The organism is Mesorhizobium sp. M7A.F.Ce.TU.012.03.2.1, assembly GCF_004006095.1.
Lineage (GTDB): Bacteria > Pseudomonadota > Alphaproteobacteria > Rhizobiales > Rhizobiaceae > Mesorhizobium.
Genome location: NZ_CP034779.1, coordinates 2,140,758 through 2,157,031 on the forward strand (window position 1 = coordinate 2,140,758; position 16,274 = coordinate 2,157,031).

Genomic DNA, 16,274 nt, shown 5'->3' on the forward strand with positions numbered 1-16,274 from the left:
AGCGAGCCTCTAAAGAGTATATTTTTCTTGGTGCCAAGAATAAGGGATATCTGCAATGAGGCTAAGTGAATACGCAAAGTATGATGCCACCGGTTTGGCCTCTCTCGTGCGCACTGGCGAAGTGACTGCTGTGGAACTGACGCGTTTGGCCCACCAGGCCCACGACGAGCTGAATCCACACATCAATGCCGTTATCGAATTCTACGAAGATGCTGAGACGGTTGCTGGCGCGGACGAAGGGCTCTTCAATGGTGTGCCGTTCCTTCGCAAGGATCTTGGAGCCACCGAAGCTGGACGCCTCCAGGAGAAGGGAAGCCGCCTGTTCAAAGGCAATCGCTCCAACACCGACAGCTTTTTCTTTCGTCGTGCCCGAGCCGCTGGACTCCGCACTATCGGGAGAACAACAACGCCGGAGTTCGGCGCATCCGGAATGACTGAAACTATACTCAATGGGATCACCCGCAATCCATGGGACTTGAAACGCTCGACAGGGGGCTCGTCCGGGGGAGCCGCCGCGGCGGTGGCTGCCGGCATTACTCCAATTGCACATGCTTCCGACGGCGCCGGTTCGATTCGCAATCCTGCGTCATGGTGTGGCCTGGTCGGGCTGAATCCATCCCGCGGGCGCATTTCAGGTGGTCCGGATCGACAGGACTCATCATTTGGCCTCTCTCGAACGTTTGTTGTTTGCCGAACTGTGCGCGATATGGCCGCCGCGTTGGATGTCTTTTCCGGTCCCTATCCTGGCGACCCTTTTGTCATCGTCAAGCCGGATCGCCCGTATGTGGACGAGTTATCCCAGCCCACCGGGCGTCTGCGGATCGGGGTTGCGAGAACCAGATGGGGGGCGGTCGATATCGAACCGGAAGTCCTACAGGCAGTTGAATCAACGGCTTCACTTCTCGAGGAAATGGGCCATGTGGTAACGGACATCACGTCGCCATATGACACCGAAGAGTTTGTAAAAATATTGCTCGGCTTGTACGATCTCGACGCGAGTGCGCTTGCAACCGCAGCGCGCGATATGGGCCGTATAGTCAGCAGCGACACCTTGGAGCCAGTCAGCCTAAAGTTTTACGAAAAAGGCCGAAATCAACCTTTATCTATTTTAAAAGATGTACTTGAAACGATCCGGCGGATGAGCTTCAGCGTCGGCGAGGCAATCGATCCTTATGACATTTTACTCACCCCTACACAGCCCACGGTCGCCGTACCGCATGGCGGTATCTATTCTCTCCTGCACCCGACAATTTCCGCAGAAGAATTTGTTCAACAGGAACCGGCGCTTTACCAACACCTCGGTGTATTCAATGTGACCGGACAGCCTTCTGTGTCTTTGCCTTTGGCACAAAGCGCCAGCGGGCTGCCCATCGGACTGCAGGTCGTTGGCCGCTTTGGCGACGAGGCCACACTAGTCCGCGTTGCACGCGATCTAGAGGAGGCCAGACCGTGGAGCCGCCGACGTCCAGACGTCCTCGCCGGAAAACAGCTGACGGCAACCTAAGGATGCTGTCGTTAGTTTGCACCGGTTACGCCTATTCCTCCTTTTTTAAAGCTTTGGTCGATGATCCCGCACAACACCTTGTCGTGACGGGAACGGACCCCGGGCGTACGTTTGGGATAGGGGTGAGCCTGAGCGGATACCTCCAGAGGTCACGAAGCCACGTCAATGGTCAGATTTCCGAAGCGGTTTAAGGATCCCGCTGGCGGCTATCGTTTATTAGTGCATGGATCCTCATACGGTCGCAGCGAGATCGACCGTTGCTTCTTCGAAGACCGCCGTTTCAGTCGGCGGTGTGACGCGTTCACAAGTTCTACAGGTCGATTCCTATGACCGGTTTGCGTGTTCCCACCCATAGCGCTGCGAAAGTGACAGGATGCCCATGGCCGCGCGGTATCCCTGCTCCGGATGCGGCCGGTCGCGCATCATGCGCTCGACCAGAATGGCGGTGTTGGGGCCGATTGTGGCCGCCCGGCTGATTGGGTTGGCCGGCGACTGCCGCGCGCCAACATCCGCGGCAGCACCTATTGCCAGTGAAGGAAGGAAGAAAGAATGCTGACAAACCCCACCCTTGATCAGATGCAGGCCTCGGCCTGGCCGGCGTGGCCGCCGCCTGGCGGGAGCTGGCTGAACAGAGCAGCGCCAATGAGCTCAGCCGCGACGAGTGGCTCGGCCTGATGCTCGACCGCGAGGTTGCCATGCGTGCCGAGAAGCGCCTCAGGAACCGGCTCGCCTCCGCCAAGCTGCGCTTTCCCGAAGCTTGCATCGAAGACATCGACTTTGCCGCGTCGCGCGGGCTCACCGGCGCAACACCATGGCGCTCGCCCCAGGGCGAATGGCTGAAGGCGCATGAGAACTTAATCGTCACCGGCCAGACCGGCCCCGGCAAGTCGTGGTTGGCCTGCCTTCGGCCGGCAAGCGGCACGGCTCGATCATTCCGTGCTCTATGTGCGCGTGCCGCGCCTGTTCGTGAACCTTGCGCTCGCCCGCGTCGATGGCCGCTTCGCGCGCCTCATCGACAATCCTCGACGACTTTGGGACTCACAGCCTCACCGACCAGCAGCGCTTCCGCCTGGATTTCCATGAGCTCACTGGAGCGGCAGTAGTCCTCCGGGGCAGAAACTCGTTTCCTTGCGACAAGGCTGGCCTCGTAACATGCCGCATTCCGGTGCTGGCGCTTTGGCAACGGCGTTGGGAAGAATGGGGAGCAGAATCTTCGAGGGGTACTTCTCTGAGTGGTAGACTCTATTAATAGAAATCGCGCCAGCCGGAAGGCCCCTGTTAGCGCTCGGAGCGCCGATGGTCAGCTCGAGACTATGTCCGCTCCGCACCACATGCGCGATCGGCCCGATCAAAGACATCCGTATTTCATAAATCTTTCCCGGTTCGAGTTTCTCGCTCTTACGGAAAGTAGGCACCACCTCGTCAGCGTGTGATTGCACTTCGTCAATCTCGCGAAATGATGCGCGTCGGAGGCCTGACTGGAGGAAGAGCACATTCCCGTCAGGACCAATGTCTTTCAGAGTTAATGCGAGGTCAGCGTCGTCTCCCCTATCGATCCCGAGATATAGCCTCACTTCGGGGTTTCCAAGCAGCGTCATATCCGACGTCGCCTGTGCCGATCTATAATTCAAAACACCGGTGGAACACGGCTCGACCGCGAATTGCTGATTGTCGCTGACCAGCTCTACACCTGTCGGGTACAGGTAGAGACGGGCGCCGTCGTCGTCTGGGCTAGGACCCGTATGGTCAGGGGACAGCTTAGCATCGGCCGTCAAATACAAGGGACGACGCTCGACAGCAGGATCCGGCCACCTCTCGTGATGTGTAACCCACCCAGCAACTGACTTCTTGGCATCTCCGTCGGGTACCTGAACTTCCCAATACACAGTCACCGGCGGTTCGTTTTCTATTCCATTCTTCACGCCCTTCACCCAACGGTCGAGGAATTTCATCCGCTCTGCATCTATAATGCTATAGCCGCGTGGTCCAAGCCCGGCGCTTCCATGATCCCCGTTTATCATAACGAGTTTCTTGTTCTTCACCTCAGCCATTTGCTGTGTGAATATTTTGAGGCTTTCGGCTGTAGCGCCGAAATCCTGAAACATGGCAACAATCAAGGTCGGGACATTGATCTCGCCTGCGACGTCAGGGCGGACCGGAGACACCAGATCCCACCATTCGTCCTTAACTGGGTGCTTTAGCATCTCGTCAAAAAACGGACGCTTGATTATCTGTCTGCCACTCTCGCAAATTTGATCGCATTGGGCATCACCTTCGTTGATGCGCCACTCCATGCCAGACAAAGGAATTAGGAACTGGGTTCTAAAGGCCCACTCTACAAGGGCCGGCTGCGCCACACCACCTAGGTACTCGTGATTTACGAAATCGTCTTCGACGCCCGTCGGCACGATAGCCCTCAAGTGGGGAGGGCGTTCTGCTGCGACCCAGAGCTGACTCGACCCCGCTGATGAGTTGCCAACCATCCCTACATTGCCGTCGCTCCAGGGCTGCCTAGCGATCCACTCTACCACTTCGGCGCCATGCACTCCTTCTTTTCGCGTATACCAATGGTCGATAATACCCTCCGAGCAACCTGTCGCGGTCATATTGGCGCCCACAAAAGCGTAGCCCGCGTCGAGAAATTCCTTCGCCTGTTGGAAAGGAGTCGCGCTTGCATTATATGGATCATACATGAACACGGTCGGGTAGCGGCCCGACTTGGGGCGGTATGAAATATAGGCGATTCGAGTACCGTCCTGCGTAGATACATAGCCGATGTCGCGAACTACGTCAGCTTCTGGGAAGGCGGCGGCCTGACCACTTTTCATATGTTTTACCTTTCCTGGTTTGCTTTCATCGGCGAGACGGTGAGCACGCAAACGCCCGGCCCGCCAAGGTACCACCAAGCTCCTGAGCTGGCGGCGCCCGCGCGCTGGGCGAGCGAAGCAAAGTGCCCCCACCATAAGGGTCACCGAGCACAAATGAGACAGCAGTCTCAGTATAAATCGCGCCCGCGATAAACCAGAGCACCGTTGGCTGCGACCTACGGGACGCGGTTTGGCAGGAGATGGCGTACCATGATGTTGACGTCGCTAGTGACAACCTTGGCGCGCTCACCGAATTGGCGTTCTCGCAATGACAGCATCTGGCTCCGAGCGATGCGTGTAATGAAAGTCCAGTTCGTCACGCCGACGACCAGAATGATCACGAAAAGAGCAGGACGGAACCTATGGTATGAGGAGGATCCGCCCGATGTGCCGGCTCATCTAATCTCCTTTTCCACTACGATATCTTAGGCCGGCTTCAGGCGATCGAAGGGAAAGTAGCTCCACATCGACATCATATCCTCGTTCCCCCATCCCTCGAAGCAATCCTTGCGACGGGCCTCGAGCACCAAGGGGTATGATAGGATGATGTAGGGCGCTTCGGCGTAAATAAGGCGCGCCGCCTGGTCTACCAACTCCCGGCTCTTCTTGCGGTCAACCGTGACCTCGACCTGCGACAGAAGTTGATCGAACTTCTCATTCGTCCAATTCGACGTGTTGTAGGTATCCTTGCTGCTGCCCAATGAGAGCAGGCTGCGAGCGCTGGGATCGCGCCAGCCCGCCTTAACGACCAGGTCCCAGCCTCCGCCGCCTTTTGTTGGGGCTGCCGTGCGTGCGTCAAGCGCGCCGGATTCGAGCTGGGTTACCGATACGGGTATGCCAATTTGTCCCAACCAGCCTGCAATAAGCTGTACGGCCGCGATCGGTATCTCAAGGGTGCCCGAGAGGGTTCCGGTAATCAGCTCTAGCTGGAAGCTGTTTCCCTCCTTGTCCTCCCGGATGCCGTCGCCGTTCGTGTCCCGATAGCCGGCGGCATCGAGCCGGCGAGCTGCCTCGGCGAGATCGAAGTGGCGCCTGATGTCGCTCAGGTCCGAGTAGTAATCGGCCGCGACCGGCATCACCAACCCCACGCCGGGGTCGGCGTGACCGCGGTAGGCCCGCTCAACGATAGCCTTCTGGTCGATCGCGTAGCCGATCGCATCGCGAAACGCCGCATCCTGAAGGGCTTTGGTGCTGCCTGCACCGTCCCCCGAGCCGGTGTTGAAGGCCAAATAGTCCCGCTGCTCAATGCGGGATTGACCGACCTCCATCGCAGAATCCTTCGACAGATCGGCCCACTGGGCAGGCGTGAGGCTGACGCCATAGTCGAGGCTTCCACTCTTCAGACCTTGAGCGATGGGATCGGCCACATTGAAGAAATGAAAGACCATCCCTGCCGTCGCCGGCTGCCCAGTGCGGAAGTACGGGTTCGGCGAGAGGCGGGCAAACTGGCCCTGCTGGAACTCCGAAACGATCATGGGTCCGGTGCCCACCAGCGGCGGATCATTGCGGAAGGTGCCCCGCGCATCGGCGTAGCTGACGTCCTTCCAGATGTGCTCGGGAACGATAAATGGCCCGCTGTCGATTGGCCAGCGAGTGGGGATCTTGGTCACGATTTGAAACGTTTCGTCGTCCAGGGCCGTTATCGATTGGACTTGGTCGAAGCCGGCGGTGCTACTAAAGCCGCTGTTCAGTTCGTCCGACTTACCCATGGAGCCGAGCAGGTAATTATAGGTGAACGCGGCGTCTCTGGCAGTGGCAGGCTTGCCATCCGACCACATCATGCCGGGCCAGATCTTGAACGTCCAGGTGATTTCGTCGTTGGCGACGGACCACGATTTGGCAAAGCCCTTTCGATCGTCGTGTCGCTGGGCTTCCACACCGACCAGGTAGTCATAAGTAAAGATGAGTGGCCACCAGTTGCTCCAGCTGGCAAAAGGGTTCAGCGAGTCGGGGGCGGCGATGGCGCCGACGCGCACGATGTGATCGCTGCAGGATGACGCGCCGAACGCCCTTGAGGTCAGGACCCAAGGCACCGCCGTTCCCATAAGCATCGCCTTCATGACGGCACGACGACTAAATAACCACTCCTTCATTCTGTCCTCCCTTTAGACCGGGCTTACGTGATGACCCGGCGGTTCCCCTTATCATGCGGGTTTCAAAGGCCGCTCAGTGCCCGCTTCGTGAATGTAGCAGCGTAAAATGGCCATCTACTGCGAATACTGCCCAGTCGCGCAGGAACTTGGCGTGTTCTCGCTGTCCACGCATATTACCGGCGTGTTGCTGGTGGAGGTCAGAGATTCCTAACAACGCGATTTAGCGGGATCAGTCGAACATCAGCCTGCGGCTGTGACAGCCGTTGCGCTCCTCCATGCGAAGCTCGAACAACAGGAGGCCGAGGCGACGGCGATCGTTCAGGTCGAGCTCACCGCCCGGCAGGCTCTTTGCCTTAAATGGTAGGCCAACGGCAAGTCGATGAGAGCCATCGCGGAGCATCGATGGATCATCGACCTCGAATCCGCTAGCCGGAAGACGAACGGCGCGACAAGGCTGGCCTCGTAACGTGCCGCATTCCGGTGCTGGCGCTTTGGCAACGGCGTTGGAAGAATGGGGAGCAGAATCTTCGAGGGGTACTTCTCTGAGTGGTAGATTCTATTGATAGAAATCGCGTCAGCCGAAGGGCGAAGATGCGAAAATGATGCATTTTCGTCCCTTCTTCCACGGGCCGACCTAATATTCTAATATTGCCGAATAGGATACTTCGCCCTTAAACCGTCATTGGCTTTGCATACGAATTGCCGGCATCGATGCCCTGTGCTTTCAAAAACTTCCGGCGTGATGCCATGAACATGATCGTTTCCCCTCCGATGCTGAGGGCATTAGGCCGCTGGCTACCGGTCTCGCCCTTCTTGAGCAACTTGAGCAACGATAGACTTGCCACATTTCGCCTCCCCATTTCACCTCTATTGGGCGGGTCGCCAAGAATCTGGGTATTGTTGAAAGTTATGACGAAAATAACGGAATAATCGTTTTGTTGATATTTCAGAGTGCCATCTGGAGCGCAAGCGCTAGAGCGGCCCAGCGTCCTTTTAGCGTCCATCTCGCTTCTAGATGACGACAATATACAAACTGCATTTGACGGAAGGCGCCCGGGTGAATGATGCTCGATTGCATAAGGCGCGAAGTTGCCATAAGAACTCGTAGTTGGGAACAACAGATGCAAAGCGTTGAGGCTTTCCGGGATCTCCAGGGCGAAGCAACCGAGTGGCGCCGCTACCTGCACCAGAACCCTGAGCTCGGTTATCACCTCCACAACACAGCGATGTTCGTGAGCGAGAAACTAGCTTCGTTCGGTATCAACCATATCGAAACGGGGATAGCTGAAACCGGTATGGTTGCACTGATTCAGGGCGAAGGCGGAGACGGGCCGACGATTGGGCTGAGGGCCGACATGGACGCCCTGCCGATTCTGGAAGATTCAAACAAACCCTGGTCGTCGACCATACCGGGGAAAATGCATGCCTGCGGCCATGACGGTCACACAGCCATGCTGTTGGGCGCCGCCAAGTACCTTGCGAGTACACGCAACTTCAAAGGCTCAGTTGCCCTGATCTTCCAGCCTGCAGAAGAAGATGGACGCGGTGCTCAGAAGATGGTCCTGGAAGGGATCATGGAGCGATTCGGCATTTCACAAGTTTTTGGCGTGCACAATTCGCCTGGGATGGAGATCGGGACGTTTGCCATTTGCGAAGGGCCTATGTCGGCGGCGTTGGATGAGTTCGACATCATAGTAAAAGGCAGGGGTGGTCATGCTGCCTATCCGCATCGAACTATCGATCCTATTGTTATTGCGGCCCAAATTATTGTCGGGCTGCAAGCGGTAGTGTCGCGCAACACTGACCCGACCGAGTCCCTCGTAATCACCGTTACCAAGTTAAACGCCGGTACTGCATACAACATTATTCCAGAGCATTCTGCATTGGCCGGCACGGTCAGGACGCTACTGCCCTCCCTTCGGGATTTGGCAGAGCGCCAGATTGAGGCGTGTGCGCAAGGCATAGCCCGGAGTTTTGGCGCGGAAGTTGAGTTCAAGTATCGGCGGCTTGAACCCATCATGTTGAACCACACTGAGGGGACGAGTCTGGCAGTCAAGGCTGCTCGCAGTCTTGTGGGGTTTGCTGCCGTTGACGATAAGATCAAGCCGAGCATGGGGTCGGAGGACTTCGCTTATATGCTTGAGGCACGTCCGGGCGCGTACATTTACCTGGGAAACGGCGCGACCGCTCCCGTGCACCACCCGGCGTACGATTTCAACGACGAAGCACTGCCATACGGCATCGCCTATTGGGTGAACCTGGTCGAGACGGCTCTGGCTGTTTGAGACTACGGCGCACGGCTGATCGCAAGAAAAAGGCGTCCCGTCCGGTGGCGGGAACAATGAGGGAGAACCACAATGAATCTTTCGACAAACCGCAGACGTTTCATTCAGGGCACATCGGCGATCGCGGCCGGCGCTATGTCTTTCAAATTCGGCCGCGCCGCCGCCGCGTCGCCGGGCGAAGTAACAGTAGCGCTCAATGGCGGAGATTACGCAAAGGCGTGTATCGAAGCCTTTGTAAAGCCATTCGAAGCCGAGACGGGAATCAAGGTGAACCCGATCACCGATCAAATCCAAACGTCCAAGCTTGAGCTAATGGTGACTACAAATACCGTTTCTGTTGATGTGGTTCCCGTGTTCCCAAATTTCGACATTCTAGCTGCTGAGAAGGGCTACCTAGAGAAAATTGACTATTCGATCTATAAGAAGGACGAGCTGGACGCAATTCTAGACTTCACCAGAACACCCCACAGCGTCGGGGCGATCGTATATGCATACTGCATGGTTTACAATACTGAGAAGTTTCCGGCGGGCAAACCGCGCCCTTCTTCGTGGTCTGAATTCTGGGATACCACCAAATTTCCTGGAGTTCGGACGCTGCCATCCGGCCAGAACGGAGAGGTCCCTTTGGAGGAAGCTCTGCTCGCTGACGGTGTGCCTGCAGAAACTATCTACCCTATAGATATTGACCGTGCTTTTGCTAGCCTTGACAAGATTAAGCCGCATATTCGTAAATGGTGGGCGACGGGGTCCGAGGTTCAGCAGATGATGCACGATAAGGTTGTGGACTTGGCGGAATCTTACGATGGCCGCGCGATAACACTGATTGAGGAGGGAGCTCCGCTCGAAGTTAATCGAAACCAGCAAAAGATCACTTGGGAGGGTTGGGGAATTCCAAAGGGCAGCGCTAATGTGCAGAATGCACAGAGGTTTATCGAGTTCATCACACGCGCCGAGAGGCAGGCAGCATTCGCCAAACTTATGCCTTTTGGTCCGGCAAATCGAAATGCCTATAAGTTGTTGCCGGAAGATGCTGGAAGGAAATTTGCCGGCCATCCTGACTACGTGAAGTCTAGCATTGTATTGGACCCCAAGTGGTATGCTGAGGCTGGATCAGACGGCTTGACAAACTTGGACCGGGTTATTCAGCGTTGGAATGGGTGGGTCCTCCAGTAGTCAACTAATGGGCGGCGGCATCCAATCGGTCGACTTACACAACCGAGTTCTAGGCGGAGCCGTTATGCCGCCGCCTCCCCTTTTGGAAGCTGTACGTATTGCGGCCGCTTCCCAGGCGTACTGGAGAATCCACATCGTGACGTCACATCTTAAGAGCACCCGCCTGCCAATTGCGGAGAATGAAGCGTGGACGCACCGGGTTCCTGCACAGATTGAATTCTGCAGCGTTACCAAGATGTACGGGTCGGTCGCGGCGGTCAAGGACTTGTCACTTGCAGTTCGTCGCGATGAGTTCTTGACCATTCTCGGGCCAAGCGGGTCGGGCAAGACCACAGCTTTGATGCTGCTGGCTGGATTCGTGGCGCCCACGAAAGGCGACATCCTGATCGCCGGGAACTCCGTCGCCTCAGTCCCCTCCTATCGGCGTGACCAAGGCATAGTTTTTCAAAGCTATGCGTTGTTTCCGCATCTGAGCGTGCGCCGGAACTTGGAATTTCCGCTCGAAATGCGGGGCATGAAGGCCGCCGAGAGGGCAGTGCGGGTAGACTGCATGCTTGAGCGCGTACGCCTGAAGGAGTTTGGCGGCCGCATGCCGTCGCAACTGAGCGGCGGTCAGCAGCAGCGCGTTGCGCTTGCCCGCGCGTTGATTGCCGATCCGCCCGTCCTCCTGCTCGACGAACCGCTCGGCGCCCTGGATCGGAACCTTCGCGAACAGATGCAGGGCGAGATCAAGCGCCTGCACAAAGAATTCGGCAAGACCACCATATGTGTGACCCACGATCAGGAGGAGGCGCTTACGCTGTCGGACCGAATTGTCGTCATGCGGGACGGGCAAATCGAGCAAATCGACACGCCGGAAGCCCTCTACGACAGGCCTGCGTCGCGCTTCGTGGCCAAATTTCTGGGCGAGGCTAACATGCTCGAAGATGCCGGTTTGATGATCGAGTCCGACACGGTGCCGCGGAACGGCACTGTCGCGATGATCCGGCCAGAGCGTATCTGCATCGCCGCCCCCACGGCGCCGAAGCGCACCGACGCGGAGCAAAGACAGTCTGTAACCGGCACCGTGGAAGACATGATTTTTGCCGGGCCGTTGCGGAAATACCATGTGCGGGTCGGGAGCACCGTGCTCATCGGGCGCGAGCATGTCGCCGCAGGACAGCAGACCTTCCGACCTGGCGACGAAGTGCGCCTCGAGTGGCTGCGGTCAGACGTTCGCTTTGTCACTGCGTGATGTGCTGAGGGACCACCGATGAAGACGTTGCGAAAACTCGGTCGAATGCCCATCGTGCTAACTGTGCCTACCCTTGCCGTCCTGCTTGTTGTCTTCGGTATACCCACCATCCAGCTTTTCCTGACTAGCCTCAATGCGCCAGCCCTTTCGCTAGCCAACTATCAAGCTTTTTTCAGCCAGCCGGCGAATATCCGTGTGCTCTTTCAGACCGTCGAGATCAGTGTGGTGGCGACTGCAATCTGTCTCCTCGTCGGCTATCCCACGGCCTATATGATCGTGGTCGCCTCGAGGTATGTGCGGATGTCGCTCATCGTGCTCGTTATCGTCCCCTATCTGACCAGTGGTTTGGTACGGACATATGCATGGATCGTAATTCTTGGCGATCGCGGCCTCATCAACAATCTGTTGCTCGACATCGGGCTTATATCAAGTCCGCTGCCACTCATCTATAACCGCGCCGCCGTCTATGTCGGCATGGTGCACATCATGCTGCCTATGATGATCCTGCCTCTGGTCAGCGTCATGATGGGTATCGACAAGTCACTGATGGCGGCAGCCCGGAGTATGGGCGCACGGCCTTTTACCGCCTTCTGGCGCGTCTTTTTTCCGCTCAGCATGCCGGGCGTGCGCAGCGGCTCCCTGCTGGTTTTTGTGATCTGCCTCGGTTTCTACATCACGCCGGCCGCCCTGGGCGGGTTGAGAGACGCCATGCTGTCGACCTTCATCGCGTCGCAGGTCCAGACCTCCTTTGATATGGGGCGCGTCGCGGCCTCGGCGTTTATCCTTCTAGCCGTTGGCGTTGTCGTGGTATCCGTTGTTGGGCTTGATCTTTCGCGTGCGCAGGACCCAACGACGCAGCGGCCGCGGAGGTTCTGGCTGAGTCTTTCGCCTTCTTTGGGCGCGCCGAAACGCTGTCTTAGCCAGTTTCTCGCCCCGCGTCGGGCAAAGCGATGGACGGCACGACTCTACCAGGCCGGCGGTGATAGCCGCTGGTCGAAGATCGTCGGCACGGTGTTCCTCGTGCTAGTAATGTTCTACCTGCTATTCCCGGAACTTCTCGTCGTTATTATGTCCTTCAGCGCGGGGAAATTTTTGGAATTCCCGCCGTCGGGCTTTTCCCTCCAGTGGTACCGCTCCTTCTTCAACGATCCGTCCTGGTACAACGCCGCTTGGACAAGCATTCAAATCGCCTTGGTGGTTGCCACAGTGTCGACAATCGCCGGCACGCTTGCGGCCTATGGCCTTAACGCCATGCTTCCGCGGGTGCGCAGCTTCCTGACCATGATGATCCTGACACCGATCACCATTCCGGTTATCGCCGTCGGCATATCGATCTATTTCGGGCTGATCAAACTCGGGCTACTCAACTCGATAACCGGCATCGTCTTGGCGCACACCATTGGTGGTATCTGCTATGTCGTTGTGATCGTTTCCGCTGCGTTAGTGAATTTCGATCCTCGGCTCGAGCAGGCGGCTAAGAGCATGCGTGCGGGACCGCTACGCACCTTCATGCGTGTGACGCTGCCTTTGATCCGACCGGGTATCATCGGTGGCGCTATATTCGCGTTTCTCGCCTCGTTCGATGAACTTGTCATAACATCGCTGATAGCCGGACCGACGATCCGAACCTTACCTTTGAAGATGTGGGAGGATGTTCGGCACCAGGTCGATCCGACAATTGCCGCGGTGGCAGCGCTACTGATGGCTCTGCCTGTGTTCTGTCTATTCGTTTTCTACGCCGCGGGTTGGCGGTCCGGTCCGAGAGTTCTGCGCACGCTCTCGGAACGAGCGACTTGAAGGCTGAAGTCGGAGATGTTTACCTTGACCCGAACAAACCGTTCTGGCCCAAATGGCAGACGAGGTGCAATTGTCGTATTGGCTTTGAACACCAGAATTCCTGCAGCTGACTGGCCTTATCGCTCCGGCCCTTTTGTCGGCCCCCTGGCAAGGCTAGCGGACGCGCAGTTTCGAAAAACTTTACCTGCGCCTGAAGCCCCACGGCATCGACGAGGAGGTTCGCGTTCCAAAGTCTTTGCGCCAGCGGTGCCTTCACGAACGCCAGCGAGGTCAGCAGCGCCGGGCTGTGCTCTTTAGGGAGAATGGGAAGCCGTGGCTCGAACGCGATTCCGTGACTGAAGCCTGTAAAGAGGAGCGGCATCAAGCTCGCGGTTGAAGATTGGTTAAGAACCATGGCGCAAATCACGCCCCGCGGGAGGAAGAGATTTATCCGACTGGCGGCAGCGCCAGTCAAAAACCTGGATTTAGGGAATTCGGCAGCTTGGACGCGATTACCCTTAGTCCCTTCTCTGGAGTGCCATCCATGACGTTTCAAAAGAGCAGCCGTGCTGTTGGAATCCTTCAGCTTGATGAAGGCCTGTCAGCCAATAAACCGCCGGAAGTTTCGGAGCTTACCTGCCTGTGGACCCCCACGACTGACGGCCCAATCGTTAAAGAAATCGTGAGGGGGGCATGGCCGGATAAAGTTATTCGTGGTGACCCGTCGCTCGAAGGCGCCTGCGTGGCAGCCGCTCGGCGCTTGGTTGAACGAGGCGCAGCCGTGATTTCTTCTGACTGCGGTTTTTTCATCCGGCATCAAGCAGCGGTCGCAGCTGCCGTCGATATTCCAGTAGCAATGTCCAGCCTGCTTCTGGTTCCCACGTTGCTGCGACAGTTGTCGCCTGCTCGTAAGCTTGCCGTTGTGACTGCTGACTCAAGACACTTCGGTGAAGATCTGCTCAGCGTGGACAATCCGACTGATCGAGCGAGAGTGGTTATCGGCGGTGTCGAAGGCGGCGAATTTCTCCGCAACGCATTGATGCGTCCTCCGGTCGATACCAAGATCGATCAGATCGAGTGCGAGGTCTTCGCTTGCGTCGCGCAACTCCGCGCTGAGCATCCTGAAATCGGGATGCTGCTGTTCGAATGCACCGGGTTCCCCTATGTCAAAAACGCACTCCGGCGTCGTACAGGGTTACCCATTTTTGATATTACGGACCTCGGCCGGCTGACCCTTGCGTCCGTTGTCTAGCCCGCGTTCGTCGGTGGCATTGCCTGGTCGAAGCTTTCCAGAATGTAATCCTGGATGTCCATCGCGTGGCCAGATGACTACAATATAGAAACCGCATTTGACGGATGCCGCTGTTCCGGGTGAATGTCCGATAAGTCGAAGACATAAATCGGTCGCGCATTCGCTTGTCGCCGAATGCGGTTAGCGGAATGTCGCGCTTTCTAAACGATAGGCAAGCAATTGGGGTGACCTATGACCACTGCATTTTCAGCAGTTCCGCTGACGGCTCTTCCATTCCCAAAAACCGAGTATGAACGACGTCAGCTAAAAGTGTTCGAGGCGATGGAGCGAGCCAACCTCGACGCCCTCTTGGTAACCGCTCACGGCCACCTTCAGTATCTGAGCGGATATGACGGGCTCGGCGCGTATTTCATGCCGTTCCCATTAATCCTCGTACCGGGACAAAAGCCGACCTTCGTCGTCCGAGAGTATGAATTGGGTAGCGTCCGTCCAGGTAGCTGCGTCCAGGAAATACTCCCCTACAGGGAGCAGTTTGATTTTGCCCCGGTGTGCGCGGATGCTATTCGGCGATATGGCTTGACGGGGCGCACAATTGGCCTTGAGCTCGGCTGCTGGAATTTTGCGCCAGCGGACGTAGGTGCGCTTCAGGCGCAACTTCCGGATATGAAATTCGCTGATGCGACTCGTCTGGTAGCTACGGTGGCAGCTGTAAAGACGGAGATGGAACTTGAAGTGATGCGCTTCGCTATGGAAATGACTGACGTGGCCGTTCGATCGTTCCAGCGTTCTTTGCGGGAAGGCACAACGGAAGTGGAAGTGGCTGCGAACATTGATCGCGACGTCCAGAAGGCCGGAGGCGTAGTACAGGCGACTTCCTCAACCCTGTTGTTCGGCGAGCGGACGAAGCTTTCGCACGGGACCCCCAAGCAGCATCCCATCAGAAACAATGAGCCCGCATTTATCGAAATTGGTGGCGTGGAAAAGGGTTACGCATGCGGGCTGGTCAGGAGCGCCGTACTTGGTCGGCATGCCGAGACTGAACTCCTCCACAACCTTTCAATCGAAGTTCTGGAGGCGGTTATTTCTGCGATTAAGCCGGGTGCGACCGCTGGTGAAGTTGATTCCGCTGGACGAGAGGTGCTCACGCGACATGGGCGTCCTGAGTTTCTTAACCACCGGGTCGGCTACCAAACCGGCATCAGATGGGTGGAGCGCGGTAACATCAGCCTTGAGCCCGGTGCGACGGACGTGCTTGAGCCAAACATGACCTTGCATATGCCAATCATCCTGTGCGGAGAAAGTGGTTACCTGATTGGAACCAGCGAGCACGTCCTTGTGACAGAGCGAGGCGCGGAAATACTCAGCCGGACACCTCACACGCTCTATTGTGCATAAAAGCGCGGAGCTTTGCGTATCGCAAGTGGTCCAAGCCGAGGAGAACACCCGCATTTTGGCAATAGCGCCGCGCCGGGAGCGAATGTGTCGGATGTTGCGCCGCCACACGGGGTGAATCGGGTCTGCTGACCGTATTGCGGCGAAAGGCTGGGCTGACCCGGCGTCGTGGCCTGCGCTGCGAATGACGCGGCCGGTGCAACGGCCATGTTTTACCCGGCCAAGATCGCCGCCGATGCTGAGGGTTCGTGCGGGCAGAAGCCAGGCGTCAGACCACGCCTCGGGACCGACTGGCGGCGGCCGAGTTGTGGTCGAGGCCGGCATGGATCATGGCGGCGCAACCTGTCGACTTCCGCTGCAGGATTAATGGACCGACGGCTGGTGGAGCGGCTCCGGGCGGGCTTATGATCGGTATAGTCGCTGCTACATCACTACTCCGCTTCTTCAATAATATCATCATGCGGGCCTGACCGTCTGAGGTCTATCCCGACGATGCTGCGGGCCGCGCGCTTGTTTCCTTGTTCTCTGACGCGCGGCGCCTCGTTCTCGCCAGGCGATCCCCGAGGTCCCTGTTGTCGCGCGACTGGTTCGTTCACTGATCTAGATGTTTGATCCCAGATTTTGATGGGCATCCTTGTCCTCCGAATCAAGGGATGCGCTATGGGCCAGGTTCTTCATGGGAGCGCCACGACGACAGA

11 protein-coding genes are annotated in these 16,274 nt (G+C 57.3%); 8 read left to right on the plus strand and 3 right to left on the minus strand.

Going from position 1 to position 16,274, the window contains the following annotated elements:
• Positions 1 to 55 precede the first annotated feature (55 nt).
• Positions 56 to 1,504 (plus strand): amidase, encoded by a 1,449-nt coding sequence (locus EJ079_RS10330; RefSeq protein ID WP_127383243.1) that lies wholly within the window; start codon positions 56 to 58, stop codon positions 1,502 to 1,504.
• 599 nt (positions 1,505 to 2,103) lie between these two features.
• Positions 2,104 to 2,607, plus strand: a complete 504-nt coding sequence (locus EJ079_RS10335) for an ATP-binding protein (RefSeq protein ID WP_281040154.1) — start codon at positions 2,104 to 2,106, stop codon at positions 2,605 to 2,607.
• Here the strand turns inward: EJ079_RS10335 and EJ079_RS10340 are convergent.
• From EJ079_RS10340 to EJ079_RS10355, 3 genes are all read right to left on the minus strand, one after another.
• Positions 2,590 to 4,332 (minus strand): CocE/NonD family hydrolase, encoded by a 1,743-nt coding sequence (locus EJ079_RS10340; protein ID WP_127808938.1) that lies wholly within the window; start codon positions 4,330 to 4,332, stop codon positions 2,590 to 2,592. The two genes, EJ079_RS10335 and EJ079_RS10340, sit on opposite strands and share 18 nt — an antisense overlap.
• Positions 4,333 to 4,796: 464 nt before the next feature.
• The gene (locus EJ079_RS10350; RefSeq protein ID WP_127808939.1) at positions 4,797 to 6,464 is read right to left on the minus strand and encodes an ABC transporter substrate-binding protein; all 1,668 of its coding nucleotides are present in this window, start codon (positions 6,462 to 6,464) and stop codon (positions 4,797 to 4,799) included.
• Between the two features lie 671 nt (positions 6,465 to 7,135).
• The gene (locus tag EJ079_RS10355) at positions 7,136 to 7,468 is read right to left on the minus strand and encodes a hypothetical protein (RefSeq protein ID WP_127808940.1); all 333 of its coding nucleotides are present in this window, start codon (positions 7,466 to 7,468) and stop codon (positions 7,136 to 7,138) included.
• 117 nt (positions 7,469 to 7,585) lie between these two features.
• On the opposite strand from EJ079_RS10355, the gene EJ079_RS10360 reads away from it, so the two are divergent.
• From EJ079_RS10360 to EJ079_RS10385, 6 genes are all read left to right on the plus strand, one after another.
• On the plus strand, positions 7,586 to 8,749 hold the full coding sequence (locus EJ079_RS10360; protein WP_127808941.1) for a M20 aminoacylase family protein: 1,164 nt from the start codon (positions 7,586 to 7,588) through the stop codon (positions 8,747 to 8,749).
• A 72-nt stretch (positions 8,750 to 8,821) separates the two neighbouring features.
• Positions 8,822 to 9,922, plus strand: a complete 1,101-nt coding sequence (locus tag EJ079_RS10365; protein ID WP_127383225.1) for an ABC transporter substrate-binding protein — start codon at positions 8,822 to 8,824, stop codon at positions 9,920 to 9,922.
• Between the two features lie 136 nt (positions 9,923 to 10,058).
• Positions 10,059 to 11,156 carry an ABC transporter ATP-binding protein gene (locus tag EJ079_RS10370; protein ID WP_127808942.1) on the plus strand — a complete coding sequence of 366 codons (1,098 nt, stop codon included), beginning with the start codon at positions 10,059 to 10,061 and terminating at the stop codon, positions 11,154 to 11,156.
• A gap of 18 nt (positions 11,157 to 11,174) precedes the next feature.
• Positions 11,175 to 12,953, plus strand: coding sequence for an ABC transporter permease subunit (locus EJ079_RS10375; RefSeq protein ID WP_127808943.1), 1,779 nt, complete (start codon positions 11,175 to 11,177; stop codon positions 12,951 to 12,953).
• A 523-nt stretch (positions 12,954 to 13,476) separates the two neighbouring features.
• Positions 13,477 to 14,184: a hypothetical protein gene (locus EJ079_RS33220; protein ID WP_164781870.1), complete on the plus strand. Its 708-nt coding sequence runs from the start codon at positions 13,477 to 13,479 to the stop codon at positions 14,182 to 14,184.
• Between the two features lie 231 nt (positions 14,185 to 14,415).
• The gene (locus EJ079_RS10385) at positions 14,416 to 15,579 is read left to right on the plus strand and encodes a Xaa-Pro peptidase family protein (protein ID WP_127808944.1); all 1,164 of its coding nucleotides are present in this window, start codon (positions 14,416 to 14,418) and stop codon (positions 15,577 to 15,579) included.
• Positions 15,580 to 16,274 lie beyond the last annotated feature (695 nt).

What these genes read in the sequence shown, in the direction of transcription:
- EJ079_RS10330 (WP_127383243.1), top strand. Translation starts at nt 56, where the DNA reads ATGAGGCTAAGTGAATACGCAAAGTATGATGCCACCGGTTTGGCCTCT.
- EJ079_RS10340 (WP_127808938.1), bottom strand. Translation starts at nt 4,332, where the DNA reads ATGAAAAGTGGTCAGGCCGCCGCCTTCCCAGAAGCTGACGTAGTTCGC.
- EJ079_RS10350 (WP_127808939.1), bottom strand. Translation starts at nt 6,464, where the DNA reads ATGAAGGAGTGGTTATTTAGTCGTCGTGCCGTCATGAAGGCGATGCTT.
- EJ079_RS10355 (WP_127808940.1), bottom strand. Translation starts at nt 7,468, where the DNA reads ATGGACGCTAAAAGGACGCTGGGCCGCTCTAGCGCTTGCGCTCCAGAT.
- EJ079_RS10360 (WP_127808941.1), top strand. Translation starts at nt 7,586, where the DNA reads ATGCAAAGCGTTGAGGCTTTCCGGGATCTCCAGGGCGAAGCAACCGAG.
- EJ079_RS10365 (WP_127383225.1), top strand. Translation starts at nt 8,822, where the DNA reads ATGAATCTTTCGACAAACCGCAGACGTTTCATTCAGGGCACATCGGCG.
- EJ079_RS10375 (WP_127808943.1), top strand. Translation starts at nt 11,175, where the DNA reads ATGAAGACGTTGCGAAAACTCGGTCGAATGCCCATCGTGCTAACTGTG.
- EJ079_RS33220 (WP_164781870.1), top strand. Translation starts at nt 13,477, where the DNA reads ATGACGTTTCAAAAGAGCAGCCGTGCTGTTGGAATCCTTCAGCTTGAT.
- EJ079_RS10385 (WP_127808944.1), top strand. Translation starts at nt 14,416, where the DNA reads ATGACCACTGCATTTTCAGCAGTTCCGCTGACGGCTCTTCCATTCCCA.